This is a genomic window from Mesorhizobium sp. CO1-1-8 (assembly GCF_020164875.1).
Taxonomy (GTDB): Bacteria; Pseudomonadota; Alphaproteobacteria; order Rhizobiales; family Rhizobiaceae; genus Mesorhizobium.
In genome coordinates, this window is record NZ_JAIUGZ010000016.1 from 37,409 (window position 1) to 57,113 (window position 19,705).

Annotated in this window: 24 protein-coding genes and 1 tRNA gene; 13 read left to right on the top strand and 12 right to left on the bottom strand. The window is 62.1% G+C overall.

The features are described from left to right. Positions 1-204 precede the first annotated feature (204 nt). The 3 genes from LB558_RS26205 to moaA all read right to left on the bottom strand — a co-directional run bounded on the left by LB558_RS26205 (position 205) and on the right by moaA (position 2,204). A complete protein-coding gene (locus LB558_RS26205; RefSeq protein WP_224700207.1) occupies positions 205-564 on the bottom strand; it encodes a hypothetical protein in 360 nt (119 codons plus the stop codon). A 119-nt stretch (positions 565-683) separates the two neighbouring features. Next, positions 684-1,154 carry a hypothetical protein gene (locus LB558_RS26210; protein ID WP_224700208.1) on the bottom strand — a complete coding sequence of 157 codons (471 nt, stop codon included), beginning with the start codon at positions 1,152-1,154 and terminating at the stop codon, positions 684-686. A gap of 54 nt (positions 1,155-1,208) precedes the next feature. Next, positions 1,209-2,204, bottom strand: coding sequence for a GTP 3',8-cyclase MoaA (moaA, locus tag LB558_RS26215; RefSeq protein ID WP_224700209.1), 996 nt, complete (start codon positions 2,202-2,204; stop codon positions 1,209-1,211). A gap of 199 nt (positions 2,205-2,403) precedes the next feature. Between moaA and LB558_RS26220 the strand changes: the two genes are divergently transcribed. Next, positions 2,404-2,757 carry a gamma-butyrobetaine hydroxylase-like domain-containing protein gene (locus tag LB558_RS26220; protein ID WP_224700210.1) on the top strand — a complete coding sequence of 118 codons (354 nt, stop codon included), beginning with the start codon at positions 2,404-2,406 and terminating at the stop codon, positions 2,755-2,757. A 72-nt stretch (positions 2,758-2,829) separates the two neighbouring features. Next, on the top strand, positions 2,830-3,441 hold the full coding sequence (locus LB558_RS26225; protein WP_224700211.1) for a pyridoxamine 5'-phosphate oxidase family protein: 612 nt from the start codon (positions 2,830-2,832) through the stop codon (positions 3,439-3,441). 20 nt (positions 3,442-3,461) lie between these two features. Here LB558_RS26225 and LB558_RS26230 read toward each other — a convergent pair whose 3' ends face one another. Then, the gene (locus LB558_RS26230; RefSeq protein ID WP_127259325.1) at positions 3,462-3,914 is read right to left on the bottom strand and encodes a MarR family winged helix-turn-helix transcriptional regulator; all 453 of its coding nucleotides are present in this window, start codon (positions 3,912-3,914) and stop codon (positions 3,462-3,464) included. 47 nt (positions 3,915-3,961) lie between these two features. Between LB558_RS26230 and LB558_RS26235 the strand changes: the two genes are divergently transcribed. Further along, positions 3,962-4,870, top strand: a complete 909-nt coding sequence (locus LB558_RS26235; protein WP_224700212.1) for an alpha/beta hydrolase — start codon at positions 3,962-3,964, stop codon at positions 4,868-4,870. Between the two features lie 13 nt (positions 4,871-4,883). On the opposite strand, the gene LB558_RS26240 is transcribed toward LB558_RS26235, so the two are convergent. After that, on the bottom strand, positions 4,884-5,279 hold the full coding sequence (locus tag LB558_RS26240) for a rhodanese-like domain-containing protein (RefSeq protein ID WP_127259323.1): 396 nt from the start codon (positions 5,277-5,279) through the stop codon (positions 4,884-4,886). Between the two features lie 76 nt (positions 5,280-5,355). Continuing rightward, the gene (locus LB558_RS26245; RefSeq protein ID WP_224700213.1) at positions 5,356-5,970 is read right to left on the bottom strand and encodes a TetR/AcrR family transcriptional regulator; all 615 of its coding nucleotides are present in this window, start codon (positions 5,968-5,970) and stop codon (positions 5,356-5,358) included. Positions 5,971-6,070: 100 nt separating this feature from the next. Here LB558_RS26245 and LB558_RS26250 point away from each other — a divergent pair, with 100 nt between their 5' ends. After that, entirely contained in the window at positions 6,071-6,817 is a 747-nt protein-coding gene (locus LB558_RS26250) for a 3-oxoacyl-ACP reductase family protein (RefSeq protein WP_224700214.1), read from the top strand. A 208-nt stretch (positions 6,818-7,025) separates the two neighbouring features. Continuing rightward, on the top strand, positions 7,026-8,915 hold the full coding sequence (locus LB558_RS26255; protein WP_224700215.1) for a L,D-transpeptidase family protein: 1,890 nt from the start codon (positions 7,026-7,028) through the stop codon (positions 8,913-8,915). A 1-nt stretch (position 8,916) separates the two neighbouring features. Here LB558_RS26255 and LB558_RS26260 read toward each other — a convergent pair whose 3' ends face one another. The 3 genes from LB558_RS26260 to LB558_RS33260 form a co-directional block, all read right to left on the bottom strand. Further along, positions 8,917-9,399, bottom strand: a complete 483-nt coding sequence (locus tag LB558_RS26260; RefSeq protein WP_224700216.1) for a hypothetical protein — start codon at positions 9,397-9,399, stop codon at positions 8,917-8,919. A gap of 213 nt (positions 9,400-9,612) precedes the next feature. Next, entirely contained in the window at positions 9,613-9,870 is a 258-nt protein-coding gene (locus tag LB558_RS26265; protein ID WP_224700217.1) for a PepSY domain-containing protein, read from the bottom strand. 125 nt (positions 9,871-9,995) lie between these two features. Next, a complete protein-coding gene (locus tag LB558_RS33260) occupies positions 9,996-10,229 on the bottom strand; it encodes a GcrA family cell cycle regulator (RefSeq protein WP_224700218.1) in 234 nt (77 codons plus the stop codon). 311 nt (positions 10,230-10,540) lie between these two features. Here LB558_RS33260 and LB558_RS26275 point away from each other — a divergent pair, with 311 nt between their 5' ends. The 5 genes from LB558_RS26275 to LB558_RS26295 all read left to right on the top strand — a co-directional run bounded on the left by LB558_RS26275 (position 10,541) and on the right by LB558_RS26295 (position 13,911). Continuing rightward, positions 10,541-10,894 carry a hypothetical protein gene (locus LB558_RS26275; RefSeq protein WP_224700219.1) on the top strand — a complete coding sequence of 118 codons (354 nt, stop codon included), beginning with the start codon at positions 10,541-10,543 and terminating at the stop codon, positions 10,892-10,894. A 173-nt stretch (positions 10,895-11,067) separates the two neighbouring features. Then, positions 11,068-11,223 carry a hypothetical protein gene (locus LB558_RS26280; protein ID WP_224700220.1) on the top strand — a complete coding sequence of 52 codons (156 nt, stop codon included), beginning with the start codon at positions 11,068-11,070 and terminating at the stop codon, positions 11,221-11,223. 172 nt (positions 11,224-11,395) lie between these two features. Beyond that, positions 11,396-12,010 (top strand): DUF5677 domain-containing protein, encoded by a 615-nt coding sequence (locus LB558_RS26285; RefSeq protein ID WP_224700221.1) that lies wholly within the window; start codon positions 11,396-11,398, stop codon positions 12,008-12,010. A 287-nt stretch (positions 12,011-12,297) separates the two neighbouring features. Further along, the gene (locus tag LB558_RS26290) at positions 12,298-13,302 is read left to right on the top strand and encodes a DUF262 domain-containing protein (protein WP_224700222.1); all 1,005 of its coding nucleotides are present in this window, start codon (positions 12,298-12,300) and stop codon (positions 13,300-13,302) included. Positions 13,303-13,305: 3 nt separating this feature from the next. Next, complete coding sequence (locus LB558_RS26295) at positions 13,306-13,911, top strand: hypothetical protein (RefSeq protein WP_224700223.1); 606 nt, start codon at positions 13,306-13,308, stop codon at positions 13,909-13,911. Positions 13,912-14,029: 118 nt separating this feature from the next. Here LB558_RS26295 and LB558_RS26300 read toward each other — a convergent pair. Together LB558_RS26300 and LB558_RS26305 are read right to left on the bottom strand one after the other, a co-directional pair. Continuing rightward, positions 14,030-14,104 (bottom strand) — tRNA-Val (locus LB558_RS26300). Between the two features lie 73 nt (positions 14,105-14,177). After that, positions 14,178-14,861, bottom strand: a complete 684-nt coding sequence (locus LB558_RS26305; RefSeq protein WP_224700224.1) for a phosphoglycolate phosphatase — start codon at positions 14,859-14,861, stop codon at positions 14,178-14,180. Positions 14,862-15,179: 318 nt separating this feature from the next. Here LB558_RS26305 and rpiA point away from each other — a divergent pair, with 318 nt between their 5' ends. From rpiA to gor, 3 genes are all read left to right on the top strand, one after another. Then, positions 15,180-15,911 (top strand): ribose-5-phosphate isomerase RpiA, encoded by a 732-nt coding sequence (gene rpiA, locus LB558_RS26310; RefSeq protein WP_224700225.1) that lies wholly within the window; start codon positions 15,180-15,182, stop codon positions 15,909-15,911. Then, positions 15,898-16,500, top strand: a complete 603-nt coding sequence (locus LB558_RS26315; protein ID WP_224700226.1) for a DUF2059 domain-containing protein — start codon at positions 15,898-15,900, stop codon at positions 16,498-16,500. Before rpiA ends, LB558_RS26315 begins: the two co-directional genes overlap by 14 nt. Before the next feature lie 116 nt (positions 16,501-16,616). Beyond that, positions 16,617-18,008 carry a glutathione-disulfide reductase gene (gene gor, locus LB558_RS26320; protein WP_224700227.1) on the top strand — a complete coding sequence of 464 codons (1,392 nt, stop codon included), beginning with the start codon at positions 16,617-16,619 and terminating at the stop codon, positions 18,006-18,008. A gap of 64 nt (positions 18,009-18,072) precedes the next feature. On the opposite strand, the gene mgtE is transcribed toward gor, so the two are convergent. Beyond that, complete coding sequence (mgtE, locus tag LB558_RS26325; RefSeq protein ID WP_224700228.1) at positions 18,073-19,437, bottom strand: magnesium transporter; 1,365 nt, start codon at positions 19,435-19,437, stop codon at positions 18,073-18,075. Positions 19,438-19,705 lie beyond the last annotated feature (268 nt).

A 19,705-nucleotide genomic window follows, 5' to 3' on the forward strand; every position in this document is an offset into this window, starting at 1 on the left:
TGCTCATGCAGGTCGCCCAAAAGTGACCTCGGTTTTGGGGAACGACATGCATAGGAAACAAAGACCTAAAGCGCGTCGCCTGAATCCCTCCAAACGCGACGCGCTTTAGGCAGCAAGCCTGTAACAGCCGGGCATGAAACAGCAACAGCAAAGGACTGGGCCACAGCCTTGTTGTGGCCCAGAATAACGCCTGCGATGGCGAACTTACTTCTTCGGCGTAAGCACCTCGGTGCCATTGCCTTCCTTGCCGGCGATGGTCCAAAGACCGTGCAGCGAACCGTCGCCCATCATCTTGTAGACGACAAGGCCGATGTCCTTGTCCATGACGTAGCCGGCCGAGAAGGCATCGTCGTTGCGCATGCAGATGCCGTCGGAAGACGAGCCACCGGTTTCCCAATGGATCGCGCAGGTCGTCCCGCTGGTCAGCGTGATGGTGGCTTCGCCGCCATAGGCCGAGCCGTCGAAGTTGGTGCCGGCGACCGTATAGGTGCCGCCGATCGACTGCGCCGCAGCGGGCATGGCCGCGAGGCCAAGCAATGCAAGAGAAAGAACGAGTTTGCGCATGGTGTATTCCCCCTGTGAGCGAAGATCCGCTTCCAGGAAAGGCTAGGCTGGAACAGACCGGTCGTAAATCCGACTGCGGTTCGCAAACGAGACTTTTTCTGGGGTGTGATCCGAAATTTTCATGGCCCCTTGAGGCTGCCGGCAATGGCGCCGACCAGCGGATCGTATTTCGACTTCAGCGCCGGCGGGTAGTCGACCCGGACCGTGCGGATGATGCCGTCTTTCCCAAACAGACGTCGCTCGTAAAAGATCTTTCCATCCTTCAGGCCCGACAGCACGGCCCAATCCTTTCCGGTCTTGCTGTAGGCGACCTTGTAGCCGGCTTCATTGCTGGCTTTCTGGGCCGCCACAAAACCCTTAGGCGTATCGTCGTCTATGTTGAGGACGCCCGAGCAGATCAGGCTGGCACCGTCGGCACTCAGCCATTGCTGTCCGTCGCCATTGTCGGGCTCCGGCTGGCGATCGGTGAAGATCTCGTCGGGAAAGGTGCAGACGGTGCCGAAACGCTCGTTCACATAGGTGAACGGCGCGGCGACCGCACCGGTTGCTGCCATTGTCGCAATGACCAGGAATGAAAAGTGCAGCCGCATGCTCGCCTCGAAGTCATGATCCCGAAGCGATCTTGCATGAATTTCATGAAAAGATCAGCCGCCGGTGACGCTCATGTGGCGCGACACCGATGGGCGGCTGGTGCGGCGGTCGATGATGAAGTCGTGGCCCTTGGGCTTGCGGCCGATGGCTTCGTCTATTGCCTCGGCGACCAGCTCGTTGCCTTCGGAGGCGCGCAAGGGCGCGCGCAGGTCGGCGGCATCTTCCTGGCCCAGGCACATATAGAGCGTGCCGGTGCAGGTCAGCCGGACGCGGTTGCAGCTTTCGCAGAAATTATGGGTCATCGGCGTGATGAAGCCGAGCCGTCCGCCGGTCTCGGCGACCTCGACGTAGCGCGCCGGGCCGCCGGTCTTGAAAGGAATGTCGGTCAGCGTGAACTGGCGGTCCAGCGACGCGCGCAGCAGCGACAGCGGCAAATACTGGTCGGTGCGATCGGCATCGATCTCACCCATCGGCATGGTTTCGATGACCGTCAGGTCCATGCCGCGGCCATGCGCCCAGCGCATCATCTCGGGCAGTTCGGCGTCGTTGAAATCCTTCAGCGCCACCGCGTTGAGTTTGACCTTCAGCCCCGCCGCCTGCGCGGCATCGATGCCTTGCATGACCTTGTCGAGATGGCCCCAGCGGGTGATCTTATGGAACTTGTCGGCATCGAGCGTATCGAGCGACACGTTGATACGCCTGACGCCGCAATCGGCGAGTTCGGCGGCAAAGCGCGACAGCTGCGAGCCGTTGGTGGTCAGGGTCAGTTCTTCCAGCGCGCCGCTGGCGAGATGCCGCGACAGCTGGCGCACCAGATGCATGATGTTCTTGCGCACCAGCGGCTCGCCGCCGGTGAGGCGCAACCGCCTGACACCCTTTTCGATGAAAACCGTGCACAGCCGGTCAAGCTCTTCCAGCGACAGCAGGTCCTTCTTCGGCAGGAAGGCCATGTCCTCGGCCATGCAATAGGTGCAGCGGAAATCGCAGCGGTCGGTGACCGACACGCGGAGATAGCTGATCGTGCGGCCGAAAGGATCAATCATGTCCATGCTTCAAGCGCTTCCCGTGGCCGTGAACGGCTTCGTTATATACCGCTATGTGATACGATCCGGCCTGCCATTCAAGATAGCGCCTCTCGATCTTTGGTAACATCTCTCAGCCGACATCGCATGTCGGTCGGTCTCATCAAGCCTTTTCCCGTTTGGCGAAGCGGCGTAGGGAAGGGTGGATGAGACGGGATCGAACAGCATGACCGCACCGAAAGAGCTCAGGGTCTCCAAGGACCGCAAACTTCTGTCCGTCACCTTTCCCGACCACCATCCGTTCGAATTGCCGGCGGAACTGCTGCGCGTCGCCTCGCCATCGGCCGAAGTGCAAGGCCATTCGCCGGAGCAGCGGGTGACGGTTCCCGGCAAGCGCAATGTGGCGATCCTCAAGATCGAGCCGGTCGGCAACTACGCCGTGCGCATCACCTTCGACGATTTCCACGACACCGGCATCTTCACCTGGAATTACCTGCATACGCTCGGCCACGAGAAGGATGCGCGCTGGGAGGCCTATCTCGCGGAACTTGCGGAAAAGGGCCTGAGCCGGGACCACTAAATTGATTCCCCTCGCTGTCGTCAAAACGTCATCGAGATGGCGTAGCGCCGGCAAAGGTCTGGAGGCGAAAACATGTCCGTCATCACCACGGTCGAGCAGCTCGAGGCGCTCTATGGCGTTCCCGGCGAGGCCTCGCTGGTCAAGGAACTCGACCACGTCATTCCCGAATATGCCGCCTTCATCGAAGCCTCGCCCTTTGTCGCACTGGCAACCAGCGGGCCGGAGGGGCTTGATTGCTCGCCGCGCGGCGATCTCGCCGGCTTCGTGCGCATCCACGATCCGAAGACGCTGATGATGCCGGACCGTCGCGGCAACAACCGCGCCGATTCGTTGAAAAACATCATCCGCGACCCACGCGTCGGCCTGCTGTTCCTGGTGCCGGGCTCCGGCACGACGCTGCGCGTCAACGGCCGCGCTCATATCACAACGGATACAGCGCTGTGCGCATCATTCACGGTGGACGGCAAGGCGGCGCGCTCGGTAACCGTCGTCGAGATCGATTCGGTCTATTTCCAATGCGCCCGGGCCATCGTCCGCTCCGAGCTCTGGAATGCGGCAAGGCACGTCGACCCGAAGTCGCTGCCGACGCCCGGACAAATCCTGGAAATCACCAGCCGCAGCAACATCGATGGCGAAACCTACGACAAGGAATGGCCGGAACGGGCGAAGAAGACGATGTGGTAGGTCTGGGCTGAAAGGGACGCTCAAGCCTCTTTCAGCACATCATAGATCTTGCGCATCTGATCGCCGATCATGTCGCACTGTTCCGGCGTCGACTGGCTCATCGCCTTCTCGATCAGCGCCATATGCACTTTCAGCGCCTGCATCAGCAGCGCCTCGCCGGCCTCGGTGAGCGCGAGCCGCAGGATGCGCTTGTCCTTCTCGTCGCCTTCGCGGCGCAGCAGGCCACGCGCTTCCAGTTGCGGCAAAAGCATGGTGATGTTGGAGCGGCCGACGAGCAGCTTGCGGGCAAGATCGTGCTGCGACATGCCGGGGTGGCGATAGAGGTTCATCAGCACGTCGAGCTGCGCCGGTTTCAAATCGAGCGGCGCCAGCTTCACCGCCAGCGTGCGCTCCAGCACATGGCAGGCGCGCGCCACCGCGACCCAGTTGCGGAAACGCGGGTTGTCCCAAGGCAGCTCTTGTTTATTGTTCATCTTTGAACTATTATGTTCATGCTTGAACGTATGGATGGATTCTCACTATGGCATCATTCGGGCTGAAGGTCATCCGGGGCGTGTTCGGTGCGGCAGAGCGTGTCGCGCCGCGGCTCACCGGACGCGCGGCGTTCGAATTGTTCTGCCGCACCCCGAATGTCAAGGCGCTCAGCGATGGCGAGCGCCGCGCTGTGGACCGTGCGGCCGGGTTCATGACCGAGGCGCGTCATCACCGGCTGAAGACCGCGACCGGCTGCGTCATGGTGCACGAGTTCCGGCCCGAGCCGGGCAGGGGCGTTGCCGGCACGGTGCTCGTGGTCCATGGCTGGCGCTCGCGCACCGAATATATGCGGGCCTTGATCGAAGGCTATCGCGCCGCCGGCTACAGGGTCGTTTCGCTTGACCTGCCCGGCCACGGCCAGTCCCAGGGCCGGCGCCTGAACATGGTCAATGCGGTGGATGCGGTGCGGGTTGCCGGCGAATGGTTCGGCCCCTTCGCGGCAGCGGTCGGCCATTCCTTCGGCGGCGCGGTCGCCGCCAATGCCATCGCCGGTTCGGTCAAGAACATCCCGCCGCTGGCGGCCGGCCGTCTGGTGCTGATCGCGGCGCCCAGTTCCCTGCCGGCGATCTTTGCCGACTTCAGTCATATGTTGAATGTCGGCCCGCGCTCGCAAGCCGCCATGGCGGACCGGGTCGAGCATCTTTCCGGCCGGCCCCTGCACGAATTCACCGGCGACCGCCAGCTCGCCCAGGCGCCGGTGCCGACCCTGGTCATCCACGCGCCGGACGACCGCGAAGTCTCGGCCGATCATGCAAGGCGCTATGCCGGCGCCGGCGGCCATGTGCGGCTCTACTGGGCCGACGGGCTCGGCCACCGCCGCATCCTTGCGGACAAGGGCGTGGTCGAACGCGCGGTCGGTTTCGTGACGCATCGCGAGCCATTGCTGCTGCACTGAGCGGCGGTCGAGATTATTTCTTCTTCTCGCCGGGTTCGACCGGCAGTCCGGCGGCCTTCCAGGCGGTGTAGCCGCCAAGGATGTGCTTGACCGGCGACAGCCCCATGTCCTGCGCCGTCTTGGTGGCCAGCGCCGAGCGCCAGCCGCCCGCGCAGAAGAACACGAAGTTCTTTCCCGAGGCGAAGAACGGCTTGTGGTAAGGGCTTTCGGGGTCGATCCAGAATTCCAGCATGCCGCGCGTGACATGCTTGGCGCCTGGAATCCGGCCGTCGCGCTCCACCTCGCGGGGATCGCGCAGATCGACGAAGATCGTGCCTTCATCGTCGAGCAGCCCTGCCGCTTCCTCCGGCGAAACCACCTCGATCACGGCGTTCGCCTCGTCCAGCAGTTCGCGATAACCCTTTTTCACGCTCTCATCCCTCCCGGCCTTGCCGGCCCTAGCATTGCTGGCAACTCCGAATTTCGAGCACACCAGCCGGCGTTTGTCACCACGCGTTGCCGCCGGCCATCGTCTGCCAGGCAGCCATGGCCCCGGCCACGGTCGCCAGCAGGGCATCGTGCGATGCACCGTCGCGTGCCTGGATCGACATGCCGTGCTGGACCGTGGCGAAAAAAGTCGCGGCGGCGCTCGCATCGAAATTCGCCGGCAATTCGCCTTCGGCAACGCCGCGCTCCAGACGCTTCTGCAGGGCGGTGTGGTTTTCGGCACGACGACGGCGCAGATCGTCGCAGATGGCGCCACGGCTCGAATCCTGATGCAGTGCGCCGAGTGTGATCAGGCAGCCCTGCGGTCGATCGCTCTGCGCATAGGCTTTCGCCGTCAGGCACAGGAATTGTTCGATCGCCTGCCGCGCGGTCGGAGCCTCGTCCAATGCCAGCCAGATGTCGGCGCCCTCGGTGTGCGAGTAAAAATCCGTCGCCTCCAGGAACAGCGCCTCCTTGCTGCCGAACGCGGCGTAGAGGCTAGGCGAGTTGATGCCCATGGCGGCGGTCAGTTCGCTCATCGATGCGCCTTCGTAACCACGCGCCCAAAACACCTGCATGGCGCGGCGCAGGGCTGCGGTTCGATCGAAGGTGCGGGGGCGGCCTCGTTCCGACATGACGCTCTTTTCTGTGTTGATCGATACATAATTCAGTTGACGCCGGCGGGCAAGGCTGACAGTTATTTATGTATCGATCATTACATAAAAGGAGAATTCGATGTCATCCAGCAAATTGAACGGCAAGGCCGCGCTCGTCACCGGCGGCAGTCGCGGCATCGGTGCGGCAATTGCGCGGAGGCTGGCGGCCGATGGCGCCAGCGTCGCACTGACGTATGTGCATGGCGAGGAGCAGGCCCGCGCTGTTGTCGCCGAGATCGAGGCCAAGGGTGGCCGCGCCATCGCGATCAAGGCCGACAACCGCGATGCGGTCGCCATAGACAAGGCGGTCGACGACGCCGTAGCCGCCTTCGGCCGGCTCGACATCCTGGTCAACAGCGCAGGGATCTGGCGCGCCGCCCCCATCGACGCGCTGTCGCTCGCCGATTTCGACGAGACCATGGAGGTCAATCTCCGAGCCCCGTTCATCGCTTCCAAGGCAGCGGCCGCCCATATGGGTGAGGGCGGCAGCATCATCTCGATCGGCAGCAACCTTGCCGAGCGGGCGACCGACGGCAGCCTCACGGCCTATTCGGCCAGCAAGGCGGCGCTTGTTGGCCTGACCAAGGCGCTGGCGCGCGACCTCGGCCCGCGCGGCATCACCGCCAATGTCGTCCACCCCGGTTCGACCGACACCGACATGAACCCGGCCGACGGCCCGCATGCCGAGCATCAGCGCCGGAAGATGGCAACGCCGCGCTTCGGCAAGGCCGACGACATTGCCGGCATGGTCGCCTGGCTCGCAGGCCCGGAAGGCCGCTTCGTCACCGGCGCTGCTCTGACCATCGATGGCGGCGCCAACGCCTGATCCCGACGGATTTCCGGCTGGGGCGGAACCACCTCCGCTCCAGCCGTCACGATCTTGTGAAACCGTTCTGCAACAGGCTTTCCAAAATTTATGAAAGCTTAACGAAATCGGTATGAATCAGTATAGTCGCGCCTTACATCCGCCATGCGGTGAGCGGGACGATCTAGCGTGCGGAACGGGAACCGGTTGCGGCCGGAGCGGGTGATTCATGAAATTCCTCGGAAACAAAGCAACCGTGATGCCGCTGATGGCAATCACGGCAACGCTGGCTTTCGGTGTACCCCAGGCAGGCGCACAGGGGCTCTTCGACATGCTTTTCGGCGGCGGCGTCAAGCATGCGCCGAAAGGCGAGTTTCCGCCCCCGCCGCCGAAGAACAAGCCAAAACCGAAAGTGTCCGGTGGTGGCGGCGGCAATGTGAAGATCAGCAGCCCGTCCTATTACACCTACAAGGCCGACCGGCTGGTTCGCGTCGACTTCTCGGCATTGGCCGCGACGCCGGAGCCGGCGACACCGCAGGACGCCGCCTTCGTTCCGTCGGCTACGGGTGCCGCGTTTCGTGATGCGGTTGCCAGCTTAGGCGACTACGAACTCTTAGCCGAGCCCGACATCGCCAAGGCGCTGATCGCCTACTACTCGGCCAATCCGGATTTCATCTGGATAAGCGGGACCAGCCTCAACAGCCGTGCGCAGGATGCGGTGCGGGTGCTTGGCGAGGCGTCAAGCTATGGCCTCACGCCCGCCGACTATACGGTCGAAGTGCCCGCTGCCGGCGCATCGTCGGCCGATGCCAATGCGCAACTGAAAGAGCTCGTCCGTTTCGAGATGGCGCTTTCCGCGCGTGTGCTGCGGTATGCCCACGACGCCCAGAACGGCCGCGTCGATCCCAACCGCATGACCGGCTATTATGATTTCCCGGCCAAGCCGCTCGATCTGCAAGGCGTGCTGAAAACGCTGGCTCATACCCAGCAGGTGCGCACCTATCTCGAATCGCGGCATCCGCAGAATACGGAATACCAGGCGCTGCGCGTCGAACTCGAATCGCTGCAGGCCAGCGCTGAAAACGAAATCGTCGTCGACCCCAAACTGTTGCTGAAGCCGGGCGAAACCAGCCCCGAACTGCCGAAGCTGCTGACCCTGATCGCGCGCAATCTCGATGACGAGATGGGGGGCGCCTATGGCGAGATCTTGGCCAGGCTGGCCACCAGCGACGTCTACGTTCCGGAACTGGTCCCGGTCATCAAGGCCGTGCAGCAAAAGGCAGGCATGAAGGGCGACGGCGTCATCGGCCCGCGCACCGTCGCGACGCTGGCCGGAACATCCAAGGCCGACAAGCTGCTGAAGGTGGAAGTGGCGCTGGAGGAACTGCGCTGGCTGCCCTCCGATCTCGGCAGCCCGCGCGTCTTCATCAACCAGCCGGCCTTTACCGCAAGCTACATCGACAATGGCGAGGAAAAGCTCAAGACGCGTGTCGTCGTTGGCCGGACCACCAACCAGACCTCCTTCTTCTACGACCAGATCAAGCAGGTCGATTTCCATCCCTATTGGGGCGTGCCGCAGTCGATCATCGTCAACGAGATGCTGCCGAGATTGCGCAGCGATCCGGGCTATCTCGACCGGGCCGGCTATGAGGTGACGGATTCGCGCGGCAAGCGCATTCCTTCGTCGGCGGTCAACTGGGGCGCCTATGGCTCCAACATCCCCTACAGCGTGCGCCAGCAGCCGAGCGAGGCCAACGCGCTGGGCGAGTTGAAGATCCTGTTCCCCAACAAGCACGCGATCTACATGCACGACACGCCGCAGAAATCATTCTTCCAGCGGGATATGCGCGCGCTCAGCCATGGCTGCGTGCGGCTGCAGGACCCGCGCGGCATGGCGGCGGCGGTGCTTGGCACCTCCGTGGACTATATCGCCGAGAAGCTGAAGCACGGCCACTCGACCGAGAACGTGACACGCACCATCCCGGTCTATGTCGCCTATTTCACCGCCTGGCCTGATCTGTCCGGCAAGGTCGAATATTTCGGCGACGTCTACGACCGCGACTCGCGGCTGAAGCAGGCCCTGGACGCCACGGAAGCGGTGCGCTCGCCTTCGAGCTGATTTAGCGCTCGAACAGTGGCCGCCGGAAGCCGGCGTCGCGCCCGGCGATCAGCCAATAGAGCAACCCGGCGACAAGGCCGGCAGCGGCAATGATGCCGATGTCGACCCAGCGCTCCGGGTCCATATCTTCCGGTGCGCTCGGCCAGATCAGGGCGAAGCCGCCGACCGCGGCGCCGGCACCGAAAACCATGTGCAGCAGGACATTGCGCAACGAGAAGAACTCGGCGATCAGCGCGAAGATAAGCGTCTGCAGCGCGGTCACCACGATCGTCAGGAAATAGACGAACATGCCGAGCGGCGGCACCAGCAGCACCGCGATCGGCGAAACGCCCATGACGTCGAAATAGTTGGGCGCGTTGGGCAAGGAACTGAGCACGCCATAGATCACCGCGATGGCGATCAGCCCGACCAGAACCGACACGAAGTAGCCGGCCAACATCATCAATAGGCGCTTCATCACGTGCTTCGCCGTCGCCATGCCCATCCCCCAATGCGGCGCCCAGAGCAATTCCAGGAAAAGTGTGAAGCGGTTCCGGAATTGCGTCAAAACAAAGAGTTAGAGCAGTTCACCGTTCCATGAAACGGTGAACTGCTGTGGCGCGACAGTCAGCCATCAAAGCGGGCCTGACGCAAGGGCAGGCACCCGCGCCGGGAATGGTCGTTGACACGGCCGGGAACGAAATGTCTACGCCGAACCCTATTTCGGCTCCGCCGTCACAGGATCGTAGGTGATTTCGACCTTCGCCTTGTCTGCCGTGTAATAAGTGACGGTGTAGGCGCCGCTGTCCCAGTCGACTTCGTCCACATAGCGAAAGCCGTCGCGCTGCTCGACCTTGGAGATGATCTCCGACAGCTTCTTGGCATTGGGCGGCGGCAGCGGCTTGTCGTCCGCGGCCAAGGCAGGCGCGCCGGCGAGAAGAACGGCGACGCTTGTCGCCAGCAGAAATCTGGACATGGCTTTCCCTCAAGTTTCGTCGGACAGAAACTCGCTGGCGCGCCGGTTTGTTCCGCAGCTGAATGCGTGCCGATTCAGTCCACCGGTTTGCAACTGCCCGAATGAGGGGCCGCTGCCCGCTTGATTTACGCGGCGCGTCGTTGAGCGGCGTGAAGACCTGAACGGGTTCGACGAGGGTCGACGGCGGTCACGATGCTGTGGTGGTGATCGCAATAGACGCGATCCGCCGAAGTTGGCCCAGCACAGAAACGATAACCGCCGGGTACTGACCGGTCTTCGCTCACCGGGAAGCGGCATTGATAGACGCCTAGCTGAATGAGGGGGACGTCTTTCGAAATCGGTCTGATATTTTCAGGCATGGTTTTTCAGGTTCCTGGTTCATAGCCATTGCCGGCTGGCGGCCGCAATGCGACCGCGTCGAAGCGAGCTTCTCTCGTTTTGGAGGGCTGTGGATCACCATATGGTGTTGGTCGCAGCGTCAATGAAGCCCGAAACCTGCTTTTCGGAGGCCAATCATTGCGACTTAAGGCCACACTGGCCGTTGGGCGGGGGCTGCGGAAGCGAATACATTTTGTCAGCAGACAGTGTGGTCGCGTCCCCGAGCATCTCTGCGAACTGCTTCGCCGGTGCTATGGTGCGCCTGCATGATCAGGCAGCAGGGATACGAGCCATGCCCGAAGTCACCCGCCGTACACTTCTTGCGTTCGCCGCCGTGGCCTCGGTCGTCGAACCGACGTTTGCCGAAGGGGAAGGGGCGTCAGCCGAATTGCGGGCGTTGATCGGAGCCCACGAAGCCAGCTATGTCGGGCTTCACAGGGTTGTTCATCAAGCGCGCAGCAGCAGCCACGAACGCGAGAGGGCGGACCGGATTGAACAGGAAGCATTGCTGGCCATCTGCTCCTATCCGGCGATCAGCCGGGGCGACCGCCGGGCCAAGGCCGATTACCTGTTGACCGCCGAGGCTCGGGGTGAACTCGACCTGGAAGAGCACATGCAGGCCATCCTGCACTCGATGAAGCGCTGATCGCGGCTCGACCGGCGCAGTGCAGTGCAGAGCTTGGGCCCATCAACAGGAGTTCATGCACGCACTCCCCGGCTATCTCGCCACCTTCCATTGCTGCGACTACGCATCAGCGGCTAACGCACGAAGCAGTCAGCGACCTGTCGGGCAAATGAGGCTCGGTGAAGCTCCGTCCCGTGCAGAAAGCCCGAGCGATGGAACCGGAACGCTACACGGTCTACTGCGCCAACGACCACATCGAGGTTTCGTTCTGGAATCTCGAGCAGAAAGTGCGGCGCGGCTCCGACGTCTGCCAGTTCCAGAGCTACAGCAGCGCCTTGAATTTTGCCTAGAAGAATTTTGGTGGGGAAGGGCGAACTGTAGTTGCTAGCTGGGGCTGACTTGAGGTTCGATCTTCAGGAAGTACGCATAATTGCACCGCGAGCGCGGCCTACGACAAGTAAAGGTAACCTGTTCCAAAGGGGTAGCGGCTGATAAGCTCCTGTATTGGACGAGGAATAGGCTATGTATCAGCTGCTAAAAGAACAGCTTGCAGCAACAATTGATGCGCTTAAGGTAACTGTATTCAATCGCGGCGACGCGATTCAGCGCCTCATTATGGCGCTTTACGCCACGATAATCGAGCAGATCGACAGCGCGGTGACGTTGATAGATTCTGGCCGCGCCGCAGGCGTTCAAGCCATTCTACGCTCATGCCTTGAGGCTCATGTCGACCTGCTGAATCTAGCATCCGACCCCGCCTACGCAGATCAGATGCAGGCCCACTACCACCACCAATTCAAGTTAGTCTGTAAGGAAGCCATGAAGGGTACCAATCCCTTCCTAGCGAGCATCGAAAGCGATGCACCCGCTCGATACGAAGAGCACACGAGAGAGCTCGCGCGTCTAGGTGGGCCGCTGACCATTCAAACACGGTTCGAAATGGCTGGTCTGAACGACCTCTATTATTCTATCTACAACAGCCTTTGCTGCGAAGCTCACAACAACTTACGCTCTCTCATGGACCGCCATTTCGTAAACACGGGACCGAGGACACACCTGTGTTTCAGATCGCAATCTTCAACGACATGGAGAAGGTCGACTTCGATGCCGCTATTGATGGCTTCCTGTCTATCCTGACGGGGTCCAATCGGACAGTTCACCACTACCTCAATTCCGACCAACTTGAACGACTTGAAATATTCGCCGAACGCCGCGCTGCTATGTCATTCGAAGAGGATCAGACAGCAGCGACAGGGACCGCTCCAGAAGGTCAGCCTTCGTCTCATACATAGCCTCAAACTAGTTCATTCGCGCTTCAGATTCTCCCCCAAGACACGCTCGGCGGCAATCAATCTTGTCGAATCGGCAGGTTGGAAAGACTTGTTTATCAAGATACAAAGCACCCAGAAACGGTGGGATGAGCTATGGAACGCGTTGATTACGAGTCGCTGATTATCCAGGAGCTGCTGAATTTCCACCGCGACAAGTCGCTTAACGTCCGGCCGTGGTACCAACGGCGGTCGGTGTGGAGCACGCCCCAGAAGGCCTATCTCATCAACACCATCTTCGAGAGCAAGCCCGTACCCACCATCTATATCCGTCACCAGATCGATCTCGATGCCGAAAAGAGCATCAAGGAGGTGGTTGACGGCCAGCAGCGCATCCTGACAATCATCTCCTACAAGGACGACGAGTTCGCTGCCAAACACCCGAACCACAAGAAGAAGGTCACATATTCGGAGTTGAGCCGGATAGAGAAGCAGGACTTTGCCCAAACCAAGCTATCGGTGGGCTACCTCATTGGCGCCAACGACAGCGACGTCATCGAAATCTTCGGCCGCATCAACTCCATCGCCAAAAACCTCAATCCGCAGGAAAAACGAAACGCTCAGTATTCGGGCGAATTTAAGCAGTTTTCCCTGAATGAGGCGGTCGAGCGGCTACCATTCTGGCGCCGGACAGGCATATTTACCGGAAACGACATCGCCCGCATGCAGGAAGTCCAGTTCATATCCGACCTCGCCATCAACTTCATGGAAGGCCTGACCGACTTCAACGCAGACAAAATCACGCGCTACTACAAGGAGTTTGACGAGGATTTTCCACGCGGTCACGAAGTAGCGCAGCGCTTCGAGACCGTCTTTGCCAAACTGGCTGCCATCGACCCGGAGGCTTTCTCAGAAACCGTCTTCAAGCAGTACCAGATTGCGCACACTCTCATGGTGGCCGTCGACAAGAGCCCTCATGCCAACCCCGAGAAGATTGAGAAAGCGATGTCAGATATCGACGCGCTGATTAGGTCTGAGGATGACGGGCGGGTGTCAGACGCCGAGGCGGCGAGGTATGCGGAAGGCTTCACAGGCGGCAACTTACACCGCATCAAGACGCGCAGCATTCGAAACGAAGTGCTCATGGCGGCGCTTGCGTGAACCATGCCGTCTCTGGTGGGGGACTACGCGGCATTCCAGGCAGAGACGGACCGACTGAGGGCATTACTGGCCTCGACCGTCGCTTTGGCTCCGGCCCATCGTAAACACATCGCCGAGATAGCGCTGCTCCGGCTGGCCATCCTTGTCGAAAACACCATGCACAGCTTCTGCACCAAGATGGTGTGCGGTGCGCCCTACATTGATGGAACGGTTCCGGTATTGCTCGCACGCCAGAACAACGGCCCCCAAGCCATGCACGCCATGCGATTCTACAACCGCCCGAACCCGATCAATCTGAAATGGAATGAGGGCAAGGCCCTCCGCGCAAATCTGGAGAAGCTCATCGACGCGGTCGATCCGGTTTACGGGCACCTCATCAATCACGCCAGCTTCCTGACCGACGTTCGCTACATTCGCAACCACATCGCCCACCGGAACGGCGACAGCCGCAGAAACTATGTGAAGGTGGTTCGGAGGTATTACGGCGCGAATGTTCGGGGTGTGACGGTGGGCAACCTGTTGCTCTCCCCCAAGCTATCGACACCGCCAATTCTGGAGACACACATCATCAAGTCGCGGGTGATGATGAAGGACCTAATGCGGGGCTGAGCGTCTCTGCGACAGGTTAACTTTGCCTTCCCGTCGTGGTGGCACACCCACCGCCCGCCCAAGCGTGCGATTGGATTTCCGTGTGGGCCAATTCATCCAACCATTTCGAGAGATTAGATGGTGGGCGATGCAGGGATTGAACCTGCGACCCCACCCGTGTGAAGGGTGTGCTCTCCCGCTGAGCTAATCGCCCGCTCGTTGCCCGAAGGCCAAGCGAGCCGCGATATAAGGGAGGCGGGCTGGTGAAGTCAAGGCGGTGCCCGGCGTCAGTTTCCGGCAGCGGCGATCAGCCTTTGCGCCAGGTCGAGCGTCAGGGCGTCGAAATGCGAGATCACCGCCGAGGGTTCGAATTCGCGGACATGGCGGTCGGTGTAGCCGAAATCGACCGCCACCACCGGGATGCCGGCGGCTTTTGCCGTGTCGATGTCGGTTTGTGAATCGCCGACCATCAGTGCGCGGTGCGGGTCGCCGCCGGCCAGCTTGACGGTCTCGATCAGATGGCGCGGATCGGGCTTGCGGAAGGCGAACGTGTCCTGGCCGGCGATAGCGGCGAAATGTCTGGTCAGGCCGAGCGCCTCAATCAGCGCCAGCGAGTTGGCTTCGTATTTGTTGGTGCAGATGGCGAGGATATAGCCGGCCTCCTCGAAGCGTGCGATTGCCTCGACGACACCGGGGTAGGGGCGCGATTTGCCGGGGATGTTGAGCGTGTAGTGGTCGAGGAAAAGTTTCAGCAGCCGGTCGTGCTCCTCGACAGCAAGCGATCGCTGATGGGCTGCGTGCGCCCGCTCGATCATCACCCGGCCGCCGTGACCGACAAAACGCCTGAAGCCGGCTTCGTCGACCGCCGCGATCTCGCTGGCGGCCAGGCTGTGGTTCAGGCTGTCGAGCAGGTCCGGCGCTGTATCGATCAGCGTACCGTCGAGGTCGAATACGATGATCGGTCGGGTCATGGTCTGTCCTGGGCAGGTGTGCAATGGGCAGGCGATAGCGGCTGCGGCGCGTCAAGGCAAGCGCTGGGCCGGCTCGCTCAGGCTGGCCTGCCCATCAGGCCGGGCATTCGCGGCGGCCGACCGATATGAAAAACCCGCCTCGGCGGCGGGTTGTTGGCGCAAATCAGCACCATGGACGAAAATGTAGCATAGCTGCCCTCACCGGTCAAGGAAATAATTCCTATGCCCGCATCACCCGAGGACCCGCCGCCTGGGGCTTTGACCGGACCGGCAAAAATGCTACGAGCCCGGCAGCGAATTTCCGGGGCAATTACCGACATGGATGCAAGGCAGTTGAAGGTCGAAGCCGCGCGAGCAGCACTTGCCCATGTGGGCGACGGCATGCGGCTCGGCATCGGCACCGGCACCACAGCCGAGGAGTTCGTGCGGCTGCTTGCCGAAAAGGTCGCCACCGGCATGACCGTCATCGGCGTGGCGACTTCGGAGCGCACCGCGTTGCTGTGCCGCGAGCTTGGCGTGCCGCTGTCGACGCTGGAGGAAACGCCGGAACTCGACCTCACCGTCGACGGCGCCGACGAAGTCGACCCTGAACTGACCTTGATCAAGGGCGGCGGCGGCGCGCTGCTGCGCGAGAAGATCGTCGCCGCGGCGTCCCAGCGCATGATCGTCATCGCCGACCGCTCCAAGATGGTCGAGACGCTCGGCCGTTTTCCCCTGCCGATCGAAGTCAATCCGTTCGGCCTGCGCGCCACTGAAATCGCGGTTGCCGCAGCGGCTGAAAAGCTCGGTCTTTCCGGACCGGTCACATTGAGGATGACGGGGCGGCAGGCTTTTGTTACAGACGGCGGCCATTTTATCCTCGATGCATCTTTTGGCCGCATTCCGGATACAAGAGCGCTTTCGAATGCTCTCCACGCCATTCCGGGCGTGGTCGAGCATGGTCTTTTCATCGGGCTGGCTTCAGCGGCCATCATCGCCGGCGGCGACGGTATCCAAACCGTCCATGCCGCCCGAAAACCAGGGAGTTCTACCGATCATGATGTTGCATAACCGGGTTCGCAGCCTTTCCATCCTTCTGGCGGCCTCGGCCGTTTTCGCCTTCTCTTCGCCGGCGTTTTCGCAGGATGTCACGGAATCGCACCTGAAGGCCGCCCGCGCGGCGGTCGCTGCGATCCACGCGACCGACCCGTTCGACAACATCCTGCCGCAGGCAGCCGCGGCGCTCGAATCGCAGCTGATCCAGAAGAACCCGGACATGCAGGAACTGATCGGCAAAACGATCAGCGAGAAGGCGCTGGCGCTGGCCTCGCGCCGCGCCGACCTCGAGAAGGAAGCCGCACTCGCCTACGCAAAAGTGTTCTCCGAAAAGGAACTGGCTGACATCGCCGCCTTCTACAATTCCGATTCGGGCAAGAAGCTGCTCGATAGCGGCCCGACGGTGACCCGCGAACTGGTCAAGGCAGCCGACATCTGGCAGAACGGCCTCGGCCGCGATCTCGCCCAGCAGGTCGGCGAAACGCTGGCCGCAGCCGCCAAGGCGAAGGCGCAGGCAGCACCTGCCGCGCCCGCCGACGGAGCCGCCGCTCCGGCCGATGGCGCAGCCCCCGCCGATGGCGCGGCCCCCGCGGACAACAACTGACCCGCATTTTCGATGGCCTTGCGGCCTCCCGCGAAAGCCCGGCTTGTCCGGGCTTTTCTTTTGATGGTTTGCGGCCTACCTGTCTGACACATTTCTGAAGCCTGGAGAGCCGCGTCATGGCTGGTTACGACTACGATCTTTTCGTCATCGGCGGCGGTTCGGGCGGGGTGAGGGCGGCGCGCGTCGCCGCGGCTCTCGGCAAGCGTGTCGGCATCGCCGAGGAATACCGCTTCGGCGGCACCTGCGTCATCCGCGGCTGCGTGCCGAAAAAGCTCTACGTCTATGCCTCGCAATTTCCCGAGCACTTTGCCGACGCCGCCGGCTATGGCTGGACGGTGCCGGAAGCCAGTTTCGACTGGCAGACGCTGGTCGCCAACAAGGATCGCGAGATCAGCCGGCTGGAGGCGATCTACGTCAGGAACGTCGAGGGCGCCGGCGGCGAGACCTTCCACTCGCGCGCCATGATCGTCGATCCGCATGTCGTGCATCTCCTGGGTGAGGATCGCACCGTCACAGCAGACCAGATCCTGATTGCCACCGGCGGCCGCCCGGCGGCGCATCCGGCGCTGCCCGGCCATGAACATTGCATCTTTTCCAACGAGGCTTTCGACCTCAAGGAATTGCCCAAGGCGATCATGATCGAGGGCGGCGGCTACATCGCCGTCGAGTTCGCCAACATCTTTCACGGTCTCGGCGTCGACACCACGCTGGTCTATCGCGGCAAGGAGATCCTCAGCCGGTTCGACATGGACCTGCGGCGCATGCTGCACGCGACGATGGAAAAGAAGGGGATAAGGATCCTCTGCCATTCCGTGTCCGAATGGATCCGCAAGCGGCCGGACGGCCGGCTCGACGCGCTCGTCAGCGGCGGCGAGGTGCTGACCGTCGACCAGGTGATGCTGGCCATCGGCCGCATTCCCAACACCGAGAATATGGGCCTGGAAGGCATCGGACTGGAGATGACCAAGACTGGCGCCATCGCCGTCGACCAATATTCCCGCACCAACATCGACAGCATCTGGGCGATCGGCGACGTCACCAACCGCGTGCAGCTGACGCCGGTGGCGATCCATGAGGCGATGTGTTTCATCGAAACCGCCTTCAAGGGAAATCCGACCGCGCCCGATCACGAGACGATCGCGACCGCCGTCTTTTCACAGCCGGAAATCGGCACGGTCGGCCTGTCGGAGGACGATGCCGTCAAACGCTTCCCCGATATCGAGATCTACCGCGCCACATTCCGGCCGATGCGGCACACGCTGTCCGGACGCGACGAGAAGATGCTGATAAAGCTGGTGGTCGATGGCGCGTCGAAGAAAGTGCTTGGCGCTCACATATTGGGGCCGGACGCCGGCGAGATGGCGCAGCTTCTCGGCATCTCGCTGAAGGCCGGCCTGACCAAGGACGATTTCGACCGTACGATGGCCGTGCATCCGACTGCGGCGGAAGAACTGGTCACCATGTACAAGCCGACCTATCGCGTGAAGGACGGCGCGCGGGTGGATTGACGGCAAAGCCGGACTGCTGAACTCCGCCGGGCAAGGTATTTGCCACGGCGGAGATAAGGAACGGCTACAGCAGCGTGCCGCGCAGGATCACCAGCGCCACCGAGAAGTAGATCACCAGCCCGGTGACATCGACCAGCGTGGCGACGAACGGCGCCGATGCGCTTGCAGGGTCGAAGCCGATACGTTTCAAGGCGAACGGCAGCATCGACCCCGACAGCGAACCGAAGGTGACGATGCCGACCAGTGCCGCGCCGACCGTCGTGGCGATGAGCGGCCAGTGCGGGCCATAATCGTAGAAGCCCATATACTGCCAGAGCGCGATGCGGCAGAAGCCAACCACGCCGAGCATGGCGCCCAGCACGAGACCAGTGGGCAGCTCGCGCAGCGCCACCCGCCACCAGTCGCCAAGACCGATCTCGCGCAGCGCCAGCGCACGGATGACCAACGAGGTCGCCTGCGAGCCGGAATTGCCGCCGGAACTCATGATCAGCGGGATGAACAGCGTCAGCACGATCGCCTTCTCCAGCTCGCCCTCATAGCTCTGCATGGCGTTGGCCGTCAGCATCTCCGAGATGAACAGCGCGCACAGCCAGCCGCCGCGTTTCTTGATCATGGCGAGGAAGCTCATCTTCATGTACGGCTCGTCCAGCGCCTCCATGCCGCCGAAACGGTGCACGTCCTCGGTCGTCTCCGCGATCATGGTGTCGATGATGTCGTCGATGGTGACGATGCCGAGGACCTTGCCATGGTCGACGACCGGAACGGCGAGCAGATCGTATTTGGAGATCGTCTGCGCCAGGGTCTCGCGATCGGTCAGCGGGCTGACCGTCACCGGAAGATGATCCGGTGCCACCGTCATGATCGAGTCATCAGGCTCCCCGGTGATCAGCCGGCGCAGGCCCGTCGAGCGCACAAGCAGGTGCGTCTGCGGATCGACGATATAGATCGCGTAGACGGTCTCGCGCGTCCGCTCCACCTTGCGGATGTAGTCGAGCGTTTGCCCGACGGTCCAGTCCGAGGGCACGCTGACGAACTCCGTCGTCATGATCGATGCGGCGCTGCCTTCGGGATAGCCGAGGATGGAGAGCAGCGTTGTGCGCAGCGGCGGCGCAAGCCCGCCAAGCAGCTCGGAACGGGCCGGCTCTTCCAGCTCGCGCAGGATGTCGGCGGCACGGTCTACCGACATGGCGGTGAGCAGCTTGCCCGCCTTGGCGCGCGGGAGCGCCTCCATGAGTTCGGACGCGCCGTCGAGTTCCGGCTGGTCGAAGATCTCGACCAGGCGTTCGAACGTCACTTCACAGAGCAGTTCCGTCGCGGTCTCTCGCGGCTCCCTGTTCAGGGCCTCGACAATGTCGGCGACGTGATCGTTGGCTAGGATACGGGCAATCGCGACAGCCTCGTCGCTTGCTACGGCGGTAAATTCGTTCATGGCTCACTCCTTGCCGTCCGGCAGGACATGAACCATGTGAGGTCACGTCAGGGCGGACGGCTGTTGCGTTCGACTGTGACTGTCGCCAGGCATGGCGCGGTGACCTTTCCGCTTGCGGGTTCGCGTTTGACTGTCTGCATGCGGGCGCAACATAGGAGCGCGCCTTGCCGTGTCAATCGCGGTGAGGAGGGAAAGTGCCGACGAGCGGTCGGGATCGCGAGACTGTGATCACCGGCCGCCGTTCGACTAGGCAGACCGGGGTGGAATA